Raw genomic sequence first — 12830 nt, 5'->3', positions numbered from 1 at the left:
GAGTGCCACCCGCCAGATCCGCAGCGCTTGCGATCGCTTCTCCGAGCTCGGTGTCTGCCATCGGCTGGGCTCCCTCATTCAAGGTCAGCTGTTCGTTGGCAACAGCATGCCGGCCCGGCTGATGGACATGCTCGGCGAAGCGGGCAAGGGACCGAGCCGGGTGATGACCAACCGCGGTGCCTCCGGCATCGATGGCCTCATCGCCAGCGCCTATGGTTTCGCCCAGTCGAGCGACCAGCCGACGACCCTGTTGATTGGGGATCTCAGCGCCCTGCACGATCTCAACAGCCTGGCCCTGCTCGGCAAATCGAGCCGACCGCTGGTGGTGATCCTGCTCAACAACGACGGCGGCAGCATCTTTCGCATGTTGCCGGTGCCCACCGGCGATCGGCTGCTGGAGACCTACTACTGCTTGCCCCACGGCCTGCACTTCGAGCAGGCCGCCGCCATGTTCGGCCTCCATTATCGGGCACCAACCACGCTGGCTGAATTCGAGCAGGCCTACGGCGCAGCCCTGAAAAACCCGCCGTTGGAAAAGAAAGTAACTCTGATTGAAATCAAGGTACCGAGCAGCGAGGTGGCCGAAGATCTGAAAGCACTGGGGGCGGCTATTCGTGGCCTCTAACCCGAACAGCCAGGAACTGCCTCTGGTACTGCTGCACGGTCTGCTCGGCGATGGCCGCGACTGGCAGCCAGTGATCGAAGCCTTGCCTGGAGTAGATTGCCACGCGCTGGATCTGCCGGGTCACGGCAACAACCGGGGGCTGAGCGTGACCGGCTTCGAGCAGACCCATCAGTGGCTCTGCGATGCACTAAAGGCACTCGGCATCGCGCAGTACCGACTGGCCGGTTATTCGCTGGGTGGGCGGCTCGCCCTCTATCACGCCAGTCGAGCCCCTGCCGGATTGCAGGCCCTGCTGCTGGAAAATTGCCATCCCGGCCTGCCGCTGGCCGAGCGGGCCGCTCGCATCGAACACGACGAGTGCTGGGCCCGGCGCTTCGAGCGCGAACCGCTGGCCGCCGTGCTGGCCGACTGGTATCGACAAGGGGTCTTCGCCGATCTCGACGAAGCGGCCCGCGCCCGCCAGATCGCCAGACGTTTGGGCAACGAGGGCCACGCTATCGCGGCCATGCTGCGCGCCACCTCGCTGGGCCAGCAGCCGGATCTCGCCGCCTGGCTAAGAGCAAAACCGCTGGTCGGAGCCCGGCTGCCGGTGAGCTGGCTCTCCGGCAGCCGGGATCACAAATTCCATCAGCTGGCTTGCCAGTTGGTGAAGCAGGGCTGCAATATCCATCACTTGACACTGGATGGCGGCCACAATCTGCACGCCAGCCAGCCCGATCGATTTGCCTCGTGCCTGCGCGACTGGATTGCGAGTACGCCATAACACGGCACAACACAATTTACCTGAGCCGGCATTGCGGGCTTATCACCAACAAGAAAAAGAGCGTGCACATGATGGACGCAATGACGAAAGCTGAACTGTATGCCCCCGTTCAGATGACGCGATTGCTCAATCTGAGTACGACCAGACCAGAAGGAAAACAACATGATTGAGGCAATGACGGAAGCGGAACTGTACGCACCTGTCGAGTGGCGCGATTGCTCCGCCGGTTACGAGGACATCCTCTATCACAAGTCCGGCGATGGCATTGCCAAAATCACCATCAATCGCCCTCAGGTGCGCAACGCCTTCCGCCCCCGCACCGTGAAAGAGATGCTGCAGGCGCTGGCCGATGCCCGTTATGACGATCATATCGGCACCATCATACTCACCGGCTTTGGCGAGAAGGCATTCTGCGCCGGTGGCGACCAGAAGATCCGGGGCGACTACGGTGGATACCGGGATGACGAGGGCACCCATCACCTCAATGTGCTCGACTTCCAGCGCGATATCCGCACCTGCCCGAAACCCGTGGTCGCCATGGTGGCCGGTTATGCGGTCGGGGGTGGCCACGTACTGCACATGATGTGCGACCTGACCATCGCCGCCGACAACGCCCAGTTCGGCCAGACCGGTCCGAAAGTCGGCTCCTTCGACGGCGGCTGGGGCGCCTCCTACATGGCCCGTATCGTCGGCCAGAAGAAGGCCCGCGAGATCTGGTTCCTGTGCCGCATGTACAACGCTAGCCAAGCCCTCGACATGGGTCTGGTCAACACAGTCGTGCCGTTGGCCGAACTGGAGCGCGAAACCGTGCGCTGGTGCCGCGAGATGCTGCAGAACAGCCCGATGGCGCTGCGCTGCCTGAAAGCGGCCCTCAATGCCGACTGTGATGGCCAGGCGGGCTTGCAGGAGCTGGCGGGCAATGCCACCATGCTGTTCTACATGACCGAAGAGGGTCAGGAAGGGCGCAACGCGTTCAACGAGAAACGCCGTCCCGACTTCTCCAAATACAAGCGGAACCCCTGATGACACTTGCCCTGTATCGCTATCTACTGCCTTTTACCCAGCCACTGACCTTTCACGGCAAGGTGGAGGTGGCGCGAGAGGGGCTGTTGGTGCGCATCAACGACGGCTGGGGGGAAATTGCCCCCCTGCCTGGCTTCTCCAGAGAGACCCTGGCCGAGGCGCAAGCCGAGGCCCTCGGCTGTCTGGAGCAGCTGGCTCAGGGGCTGCCCATCGCGCCCCTGCTGCCCTCGGTGCAATTTGGTCTGGACTGTGCTCGGCGGGTCTGGCCGGAACAGACAGCGGCACTGCCCGAGCCTTATCCCCTCATTCAAGGCTCCCCTCAGGAGCTGCTCAAACACTGGAAGAACTGGCTGCACCAGACACCCAGCAAGGCAAAACTGAAGGTGGCCCGTTATCCCATGCGTGACGAGCTGGCGCTGATCCGCCTGCTGTGCGATCGCATCCCCACCCTCAAGCTGGTGCTGGATGCCAACCAGGGCTGGACCCGCGAGGAGGCCTGGGCCTTTTGCGGTCACCTGGATCCAAACCGGATTGAGTATCTGGAAGATCCCTGCGCCAACTTTGACGACATCGCCTTCGTGGCGAGCCGCACCGGCATGCCGGTGGCCATCGACGAACTGCTGGCACAGGGTAAATCCTGGGAGCCGATCCCGCAGTTGAGAGCCCTGGTGCTCAAGCCCATGCTGCTCGGCTCGCTAGCCAACAGCGAGGCACTGGTGGCCCGCGCCCGCGAGCTGCGCCTGAAAGTGGTCGTCTCCTCCTGCTTCGAGTCCGGGGTCGGCCTCGGCCAGCTCGCCCGTCTCGCAGGTGAGTGGGCACCGGATCAGGCGCCGGGCCTGGACACCAAACGCTGGCTGGCAAGCGATCTGCTGGACCAGCAAGGTAAACCCGATCCTGGCCTGCTGGAGCCCCTGTTTCACCGTGACTGAAAAGGCCTTCATGCTGCCGACATCTGACCATCACGCCCCCCTGGAGCCCTGCCCGGTGCGTCACTGGGCACATGCATCACCCCAGCACATTGCCATCCACACAGACAGCCCCCTCAGCTATCAGCAGCTGGATGCACGGCTCAACAGCCTGTGCCGGCAGCTAAAGATCGCTGGCTTGAAAGCCGGCGACCGGCTGGCTGCCGTGGTACGCGGCGCCCTGCCGGACGTCTTGCTGGCCTGGGCCTGCGTGCGTAGCGGCATCGTCCTCTGCCCGCTCAACCCCGCCTTTCCAGCAGCCAGACAGGCCGAACTGGCGCAGCAGCTGGCTGTGGCCGCCTTCTGGTCGGCCGACGACATTCCGGCTGGAAGTTGGTGCCCACTACGGCTGGATTTCAACACTGAACTGGCGGCAGCCGATCAGCCCTGGCCGCTGGATCCCGCCCGGCTCAACAATATGATCCTCACCTCGGGCTCCAGCGGCACACCGAAAGCCGTGGTGCATCGCCTCGCCAATCACCTGGCTTCGGCGCGAGGCTCAGCCTCCTTGCTCCCACTGGATGAGAAGTGTGGCTGGCTGCTCTCCCTGCCGCTGTTTCACATCGGTGGCTACGCCATCCTGTTCCGGGTCTTTCTGGCGGGCGCCAGCCTGGTACTGGACGATCGCAGCCAGCCCCTCAAGACGCGCCTCGAACACTTGCCCATCACCCATCTCTCACTGGTGCCGACCCAGCTCTGGCGCCTGCTGGCAGAGGGCTTTGACCCCGCTCGTACCCGCTTGCGCGAGCTGTTGCTCGGGGGTGCCGCCATCCCGCAGCCGCTGGTTGCTCGCCTCGCGGCCATGGGGTTCACCCCCAAGTCGAGTTATGGTCTCTCCGAGATGGGCAGCCAGGTCTGCACCGGCCAGCCGACCGCCGCTGGCGTGGTTGGCAAACCGCTGCCGGGGCGGGAAGTCTGCATTCAGCAAGATGAGATCTGCGTGCGCGGTGACACCCTGTTTGCCGGCTATTTCCAGGAGGGCATGCTGGAGCGGCCACTTGACGAGGCTGGCTGGTTTCACACCCGCGACAAGGGGCATTTCAGCGCCGGTGGCGAGCTGGTGGTAGAGGGGCGGATCGACAACCTGTTTATCTCGGGGGGTGAGAACATACAGCCCGAAACCATAGAGCAGCGGCTGGTGGATCATCCCGCCGTGGCGCAGGCACTGGTGGTGCCCATGCCAAACGACGAGTGGGGGCAACGCCCCGCCGCCTTCATCGACTGGCACGGCGAGCCTGTGCCCTATCCGGAGCTCGCCGCCTGGATCCGCGCAACCCTGCCCGGCTTTATGGTGCCGGACCTCTGGCAACCCTGGCCCGACATGGGCGGGGCTCTCAAGCCACAACGAAAACCATATCAGCCATCTATCTTCAAACAATAAGGCGTCATACGACAATTTCCGATACAGTTGGTGCCGTCGATTCACACCTTATTGAAGAGAAACCCCGCTCAAGGCCAACATTATCCCCTGCCTTCATCCTGAGTGAGAACGATGACATAAATGGTCATCTTTTTGGGCATTTTTGAACCAAGTTAATCGACTGTAGTACCATGTCACTCGCCCAGCACTTCGATGGGGACATAATTGATTGATAGTAAAAGAAATTGTTAATTTGGCGTTATTTGAACAACTGCGACATGGTGGTAAAATGCACGCCTTGGCAGTAAGGTGAGTCACACATGAGTAACAAAATTTATAAAATCTCAGAGGATATCTATTTCTCCGCTGCAACATTCAGGCTCTCAAAGAACGAAAAAGACATCAAGCTCAGTAACAAAGAGGCCGAGCTCCTCGACATGCTGTGTGAGGAGGCTGGCAGTGTCATTCCCAGAAACATACTGCAGGAAGCCTTGTGGCCAAATCAGGACAATACTGACACCAACCTTAATAGACAGATCCTCTCCCTGAGGAGAAAACTGGAATCATTTGGCCTACTGGATGCAATTGATACCATTCCCAGGGTAGGTTATATCTTCTGTGCACCCATTGAGGTCACCGGGGAGGCTGAGAATACGGAGGCAAGGGCAGAAACGTCAGGGGACTCACCGCGGGCCAGACGACAATACTCTCGCAGAAAATCCGATCGCTATTTCAGCCCAAAGCGCATTATGCTGGTTGCACTGCTGATTGTGGTGGCCTGCTCGCTGGCAGCGCTTATTTATCGTTACAGCAATAAAAATACCCTTAGAACGATTAATCTCGGCCACGTTTCTCTCTCTACGACCAGCGAGACTGAGAATGCATTAAAATTGAAGATTGATATGCTGGCACCGCTTGTTAAAAAAGTGCCGCGCAATGAAGAGGAGCGTGTTTCCATTCTCATCGGAAAGGAAGCTATCAGCTACTTCTCTATTGATAATAAAAATAAAGAGTTGTTAGCTAATGTCTTCCTACTGAGAGCCGGCCATTCCGTCGCTGAGGAGCTGCAGTGCGTCATTAATACCATGGCATTGCAGGGCGAAAACGTTTCCCACAACTACTATCACTATCCAAATACCACTGTCAGATATCACAGCAATTGCCAAGCGCCGGATAACTGGGTCGAAATCGCCAGAAAAAGCAAAATCATGGTTGCCATGAACAGAGAAATTGTGGTGGCCACTGTGATAGCAACCGATCATCAGGGACAAACCCTGTTTAATCTGGATTCCGTTGGCAATATAGAGCGGGATCAGGGTGATATTGCGGTCGAGATAAAGAATACCATCGTCAATTTTATCGACCAGAAAGCATTGACCAGCAATGGCATGGTCGCCACCCTGGTGGCTGCCCTTACCCCACCCAAACAGAAGTTGCTATTTATTAAGTTGCCAGACGGGATATATCTCTCCAGCTATATGGGGGGTGTTATCTCTTGGCCCAGCAGAGGGAATTTAAATGTCATCCAGCGTAATGAGCTTTGAGGTTATTCATAGGAGACAATGAAGTTAGCCACCGCGGTATAATCCCCAGGCGTGATATTCTTGTCGGCGATCGCCTTCGGGTGGCCCTCAACCCGAGCGTAAAACAGCAGTTCATTTTCCGTTGAATCACCCAATGCATAGCCGCTAGAAGCAGTGCCCAAATCCAGCTTGGTCTGAGCGGCATTATAGAGCCTGATCCCGGCCCCCTTGGCGGAACCGGCAGAAAACGCCAAGGCACCGCTCATCTGCGGGTCTGCAGTACCGCTGAAGGTCACCTTGGCCATGCGGAAAATACCGGGTTTGCAGTTGGTGAGACGGATAAAAAATTTCACCTCCTCCCCGGTACCTGCCGAGTAGAGAGCCCTGACGTCAACCACCCCCAGGTCGACCGACTGATCGGCCGATTCGGGAGAGATGACGCAGGGTTGGGCAATAATTCGGCCATGGAGGTTGAGCTCGCCGCCAAGGAGTTCAAGGTCGTCAGCCGCAGCACTGACCCACAAAGGGATAATTAGCAACCCGAAATAGACTAAGCGCAACATACCTCCTCCTACTGAAATGACGCAACGATCGTACCGGTCGCATAGAAATCACCGGCTTCGACTTCAACACCGGCAGGACTGACAGGTGCCGCAATAAAACCCCAGTCACCGATATTTCCCTGCATTGACACTGGATACCAGTCATTCAGGTTGAGAGGCGTTCCGTCCAGTTGCTTGAATTTTATACCCAGGTTATTAATGGCATTTCCACCCTGATAACCATCTCGAGTGGTTCTCAAATAATTTGAGTCAAAAGAAACCGGCTTGCCAGAGATAGCCAAGTTTATTTTCATTGATGCATCTTTATCAAACACCCCGCCGCTACAGACAAAGTTTAGCGGGACTGTTTTTTCATAATTATTGCCATCCAACCCCCCCCCTGGTAGATCACCAAATTCAACTTCTATTAACTGACCGCCATTAATAGTACATTTTTCTGGCACATAAAGCACTGAAGACCTGATGACTATTCTTGACATAACATCATTATTGAAGCCAACATCGGTTTTACCCAATCGACCAAACATCTCAACTATCTCATGGTCAGAAATTTGCACACCATTGATAATTGGCTTGCGAACGCGGAAGGTCACTTTTCCCTTGCTACCACTTCTAAACCCAAAATCTGCAGAGCCATTTCTCTTATAGCAGGTGAACCTACCCTGATTGGACTCTTCACTAAAGGGGGCCGTTACATATGCCTGACGACTACCTTCAATCCAGATATCAACCTTGAGATCCAGAAATTCATTCAACTTGACGAAACCACCGCCAACGTTGGGTAACCCTGCACTCATGACTGCTTTGTAATAGATTGGTTGATTGATAATGTCCTGGGCAGGACAGAATGCCGTACCAGGGTAAGTACCATTCAAATCCCATCGAAATTCTTTCGTTGCATTCTCCTGGTTGGCTATATCTTCCCTTGCCAGCTCAATGTCATAGGTTTTTGTGGCTGCCCTAACCTCACCATTAATGGCTAACGCTGGCATGGACAAAAATATGACTACAAGTAGGCCTGCACGAAATACCATGTTCATGTCCCCTTTATGGCTTTACAGGCATTGTCGGCGCACTGGTACTTGATATCCATATATCCGCCGTAGTCATTGACGTAGCTGATAATGAACTGATCCGGCAAGGCTTCGGGAATTGTGGCACTCATCTCCGACTTGGGTGACACCATAAACGCCGAGAAGCCCTTGATGGCGGTTTTTTCCTTGCCCTTCGGATGAGCCAGACCGACATAGGTGATGTAGTAAGGGGTCGGGTTATTGACCTTCAGGGTCGTGCCCTGCTTGGTGATCGTCACCTGATCCTGCCAGACGGCACCACGCTCCGGGATGATGGCCTCGGGGCGGTAGAACAGCTTGATCTTGGACTGTACCGCGATCTGCATCACGTTGCTCTTCTCGCTCTTGGGCGGGATCTCGCGCAGGTTGAAATAATAGATAGATTCACGATCCTTGGGCAGCGCATCGATGGCTGGCACGCTGGCAATCCGGACGATCGACTTCTGATTGGCATCGACCCTTTGTACCGGTGGCAGCACCACGAAAGGCGAAGAGATCTTCTGCCCCTGGGCATCTTCCATCCAGGCCTGTGCCAGATAAGGCAACTTCTGGCTCTCGTTCTTGATATTGAGACTGATGGATTTGGCACCACCAGGATACACGGCACGGGTACGATCCAGCACTATGGCGGCACTGGCATTGATTGACGTCATGCCCAGCACGGCCAGACAGGTAAAAGAGAGCAGCTTTTTCATCGGTATCCCATTACTTGCAAGTGAGAGTCTTCATCGACAGATCGGTTACTTCGTGCGGCGCCACTATCTTGCACTGACGAGCACCACCCCAGGACACATCAAAGGATTCATCCGGCTTGACCCCCGTCAGGTAGATGAGGCCATCCTCATCCACCACTGAAATGACTCGCCCGGACTCTTTGACGACGGTTGCCCCAAAAGGAGGGTTGGCGCCATCAGGCAATGTTACACTCGCCAACAGCTTGAAACCCTGAGCAATTTCAAAGGCATTATAACCAATTGCACCTTCGGTCAGCGTACCTTGCTTGATCGCATTCATGGCATCTATGTCATCGCTCAGCTGATCTACGTCTATCCGGGTATCGCTCTTGCGATAGTCGGTCATGTCGCTGATCACTGCGACCCCGAACCGGTTGGTAACAGCACGGCCATTGTTGAAAGAGACGTCAGGCACCTTGTCGGTATCCACCATCATGCGGGTGCCACCGCGTCTGCTTGCCTGGTGCAGGGCGGCCCCATGTTCGGTCGCTGTCAGGCCACCCCGCATGCTTGCCCCCAGCGAGGTGTACTCACTCTGTACGCTGTAAGCGTTGAGGTTGACGGTACCTATATCGCTGTTGTGGCTGTAGTAGCCGCGAGCGACGGCATGACCGTTGCTTTGCACCCCAGCCCCCAGCTGATAGGTATCATCCGGCCGGCTGTAATCCTGATAAGTTGCCAGGTGGGTGACCTTGCCATTGGAAGACTGCACGCTGTATCCCCCGCTCTTCCTGTCCCCAATCGGCATGTTGACCGTCAGCATAACGCTCTTGTCATCCTCATAATTCTCAGTCTTGGTCTTGTAGGCAGACAAATAGAGAGAGACATTTTTGAAAGTGCCAATATTCACACTCTTGTTTATTGACAGACCGTAACGATTTTCCGCCTCATGATCCCAATAGGTTCTATGGGTGTAATCCAGATACACAGTCAATGCCTTGGCCGCATCATCGGCCCAGAATGTCTTGTTGGCAGTGATGGTATATAGCTCTTTGTCTCCCCAGGTTTTGTAATCGTCACTGGCGGCTGACTCATTCCTTTCCAGTCGGTCCTTGTTATTCAGGAACTGCGACATGGTCATGAAGTCATGCTGGGAAAAACGATAACCCGCAAAGCTGATGGCGCTGTTGTATTCATCGAACTGCTTGGCATAGTTCAACCGAAATGACTGGCCACTCTTGGTGGACATACTCGGCAATTTCGCAATGGATTGGGTCAGGTCAGCAGAGACTGCGCCAAACGCATACAGGTCTCGACCAATCCCCAGCCCCATGGAGTTATATTCGCCAGCGACCATACTGCCACCATAAAGCGACCAGGAGTTCGCCACCCCCCATGAGAAATCCCCTGTCACGAAACCCGGACCATGGACATCATGGGTCGAATTCCTCCGCTCGGAGGGTGCCCCGACCGAGAGGTTATACCTGACATAGCCGGGACGAGTCAGATAGGGCACTGTCGCGGTATCCACCTGAAAGGAGTGGACACTGCCATCCTGCTCCGCTACCCGCACCTCGAGCCTGCCGCGCACCGAACTGTCCAACCCCCGGAGGCGAAATGGGCCGGCAGGCACGTTGGTCTCATAAATGACGCGGCCAGACTGGGAAATAGTGACCTTGGCGTTGGTCTTGGCAATGCCGCTCACCTCGGGGGCATACCCTTGCAAGCTCGGGGGCAACATGCGTTCATCATTGGCCAGATTCACGCCTGTATAGCGAAATCCATCGATAAGCTGGGAGTTGAGCTGTTGTTCGCCGACCGTCAACTTGGCGGCCATGTGCGATAGCGGACGATAGGCATAAATGCGGTTCAGCTCGGCTGACGACCGCTCATCATCACCCCAATAGGAGCTTGCCTGATAGTCGCCGCGCAGGCGCCAGGCGCCATAGTTTGCCCCCAGGGTACCGTAACTGCTGATATTGTTATTGGCATAGTCGCTCCCTTCATTGACTTGGGCGTTGATATTGTAATCCAGCATCAGACCGGTAATGCCCACGTCCCACTGCTCGGGCGGAATCCAGTTGGGATCACTGTATTTCATCCATGCCTGCGGGACTGCAATTCTGAGCAGTCCATTACCGATATCGTTGGAAATAACCACCCCATCAAGCGCCAGCAGGTTGGCGCACTGGCCCTGATGCCAGGTATCTATCTTGGCGATGGCCTCATCCGTCAGTGCCATTCTGGGCACAATATCCAGTGGCAAACAGGCGACGCCGCCTTTTCCCTTGCCATCTTCCACTTCATAAAAAGGGATTTTCTGGAGTGGCAACTTGTTCTTGTTGACCTCAATTTCAAGATAGTAATCGCTAGGCATGATATAGCCGGCATCCGCAAACTGGGAAAGATCTATCTTGGTTCGCTCATCCACATCAAGCGCATCAATATTAAACTCCGTTTCTGCCAATGCGTTATTACCCATTACCAACAGGCACGGCACGCATAGCATAAAAGCTTTTTTTAGATAAAATTTTCTAACAGAGTTTGATGTTGCAACGCTCATAATTTCACTCTAGGGATATCATAACGGTCTCACATAATGAGGTATCTACACTAAGCAATCGGCTTGCTTACATATAACTAAGTTCGAACAGTGCCGTATTATTTGGATACACTATTTGGCTGCCATTCAGACTGATATTGAATTCCATATCACCATTGACAATATCCGAGACAATAAAACGCTCACCCGATACCTTGTGGTATTGTCCATTGCTGACAATACCCAGATCGTCACTTATGGCCCCATGCACTGACATGGAGATAAGAGACAATGCCCCCCTCACAGATCCGCCTGTCTGGCAGCCACTGAATTTCAGCGTGCCGTGACGTGCCTGTTGCAAGGAAATGCTGTGCAATTCATCCAGGGTGCAACCTGATTCAGCCAGACCGTCCGTCTGCTCATTTGCACAAGCAGGGCCTGCCATCATCACCACCTGCAGCACCACTGGCACCATCATTGAAATCTTCATGATCAAGGTCCGATGTGAAGAGAGAGAGTGGAGTGAGGTTGTGGTGGTTTTCACCACCACAACCCTTATCACACGTTAAGGCAGACTATTACTCGTAGGAGAGAGTAAAGTTGGTCACTGCAGTGAAGTCACCAGCTATCAGCTTCTTGGTATCATCATGTACCGCATAACCTTTCAGCACGGCGGTGAAGGGCAGCTCGTTGTCACCAGTTGTCAAGCCATAGGCAGCGGTAGGCTGGCCCAAAACAACGGGAATACCACCCGGAGCGATCATCTTGATACCGGCACCAGCAGCCTGACCGCCGATCACCAGCAGGCTGGGCTCGAAACTATCTTTGTTTCCACTGAAGGTCACTTTAATGGCATCTTTTTCGGTGATGTCACAGTTCAGCAGCTTGATACTGAACTTCCCATTCTTTTCATCGGACTCACCACCGTTGGCCAGCTGCTTGGTGCTGATCTGGCCCAAATATACAACTTGGTCAACAGAATCACTGTCTACGGAGCAAGGTGCATTGATGATTTCACCGTTAAAGGTGACTTTACCTGAACCAGCACTGTCAGCAGCAACAGCAGAGCCGCACAGCAGCATGGAACCAACACCCATAGCAACCAGAATTTTATTAGCTTTCATTCGTATATACCTACATTAACGTGTGTTGTTATGCGGCATCATCGAGATCAAGCTGGAGTCATGATGTTCGATGATGCCGCCATATCATTGCTCAGCAACTGTTAGCAGACCGATGCCTCATTAATGAGAGATGGTCACCAGTACAATTATCCGGGCATGTTAAACAAGCAAAGGCGATTTTCAATATTTAGAGGCAGTTCCCGCCACCTCTCATCTGCAAGACGACACACATCCATGTCATCCGTACAGAAAACTGAATCCAACTGTATTCAACTTTGCTTGACGGTCAAATTAACGACACATTTGATGCACATCAAATACATTTTGATTTTTATAAATCCAAAAATAAACACTTAAAAATCATTAACTTGAAAACAAAATCGACATTTACAAATAATGAAAAACAATTAACCACTTTATACACTTCACGATCAACATGGCCATTTTTACAGCAACCTCACATTACAAATAAAATTAACAAAAAACCAACATAACTCACTAAGAATAAACACCATGCCCAAGCTGGCAGCCTCTCTCCTCTTCGCCAGGTAATCAGGTAATCAGGTAATCAGGTAATCAGGTAATCAGGTAATCA

General features: G+C 54.6%; 12 protein-coding genes. 6 read left to right on the top strand and 6 right to left on the bottom strand.

Annotated elements, in window-relative coordinates:
* The 6 genes from AAC083_RS04775 to AAC083_RS04750 all read left to right on the top strand — a co-directional run.
* Positions 1-625: thiamine pyrophosphate-binding protein (locus AAC083_RS04775; RefSeq protein ID WP_258224602.1), on the top strand; the 625-nt coding region annotated here is incomplete at its 5' end.
* Positions 615-1388, top strand: coding sequence for a 2-succinyl-6-hydroxy-2,4-cyclohexadiene-1-carboxylate synthase (menH, locus tag AAC083_RS04770; protein ID WP_108535977.1), 774 nt, complete (start codon positions 615-617; stop codon positions 1386-1388). The genes AAC083_RS04775 and menH, both read left to right, overlap by 11 nt.
* 162 nt (positions 1389-1550) lie before the next feature.
* Positions 1551-2411, top strand: a complete 861-nt coding sequence (gene menB, locus AAC083_RS04765) for a 1,4-dihydroxy-2-naphthoyl-CoA synthase (protein WP_108535976.1) — start codon at positions 1551-1553, stop codon at positions 2409-2411.
* Positions 2411-3340, top strand: coding sequence for an o-succinylbenzoate synthase (gene menC, locus AAC083_RS04760; RefSeq protein ID WP_108535975.1), 930 nt, complete (start codon positions 2411-2413; stop codon positions 3338-3340). The genes menB and menC overlap by 1 nt, the downstream gene beginning before the upstream one ends.
* 10 nt (positions 3341-3350) lie before the next feature.
* Positions 3351-4757 carry an AMP-binding protein gene (locus AAC083_RS04755; protein WP_108535987.1) on the top strand — a complete coding sequence of 469 codons (1407 nt, stop codon included), beginning with the start codon at positions 3351-3353 and terminating at the stop codon, positions 4755-4757.
* Between the two features lie 299 nt (positions 4758-5056).
* The gene (locus tag AAC083_RS04750; protein ID WP_108535974.1) at positions 5057-6280 is read left to right on the top strand and encodes a winged helix-turn-helix domain-containing protein; all 1224 of its coding nucleotides are present in this window, start codon (positions 5057-5059) and stop codon (positions 6278-6280) included.
* Between the two features lie 2 nt (positions 6281-6282).
* On the opposite strand, the gene AAC083_RS04745 is transcribed toward AAC083_RS04750, so the two are convergent.
* The 6 genes from AAC083_RS04745 to AAC083_RS04720 all read right to left on the bottom strand — a co-directional run bounded on the left by AAC083_RS04745 (position 6283) and on the right by AAC083_RS04720 (position 12235).
* Positions 6283-6822: a fimbrial protein gene (locus AAC083_RS04745; RefSeq protein WP_108535973.1), complete on the bottom strand. Its 540-nt coding sequence runs from the start codon at positions 6820-6822 to the stop codon at positions 6283-6285.
* A gap of 8 nt (positions 6823-6830) precedes the next feature.
* The gene (locus tag AAC083_RS04740; protein ID WP_108535972.1) at positions 6831-7856 is read right to left on the bottom strand and encodes a fimbrial protein; all 1026 of its coding nucleotides are present in this window, start codon (positions 7854-7856) and stop codon (positions 6831-6833) included.
* Positions 7857-7858: 2 nt separating this feature from the next.
* On the bottom strand, positions 7859-8590 hold the full coding sequence (locus AAC083_RS04735) for a fimbrial biogenesis chaperone (protein WP_108535971.1): 732 nt from the start codon (positions 8588-8590) through the stop codon (positions 7859-7861).
* A gap of 10 nt (positions 8591-8600) precedes the next feature.
* Complete coding sequence (locus tag AAC083_RS04730) at positions 8601-11132, bottom strand: fimbria/pilus outer membrane usher protein (RefSeq protein ID WP_108535970.1); 2532 nt, start codon at positions 11130-11132, stop codon at positions 8601-8603.
* Between the two features lie 67 nt (positions 11133-11199).
* Positions 11200-11589, bottom strand: a complete 390-nt coding sequence (locus tag AAC083_RS04725; RefSeq protein ID WP_108535969.1) for a hypothetical protein — start codon at positions 11587-11589, stop codon at positions 11200-11202.
* A gap of 100 nt (positions 11590-11689) precedes the next feature.
* A complete protein-coding gene (locus AAC083_RS04720; RefSeq protein WP_108535968.1) occupies positions 11690-12235 on the bottom strand; it encodes a fimbrial protein in 546 nt (181 codons plus the stop codon).
* Between the last annotated feature and the right edge of the window lie 595 nt (positions 12236-12830).

This window comes from Aeromonas sp. HMWF014, assembly GCF_963878295.1.
Classification (GTDB): domain Bacteria; phylum Pseudomonadota; class Gammaproteobacteria; order Enterobacterales; family Aeromonadaceae; genus Aeromonas; species Aeromonas popoffii.
Note: the sequence above shows the minus strand (reverse complement) of the source record. Positions and strands in the feature narration are given on the sequence as shown.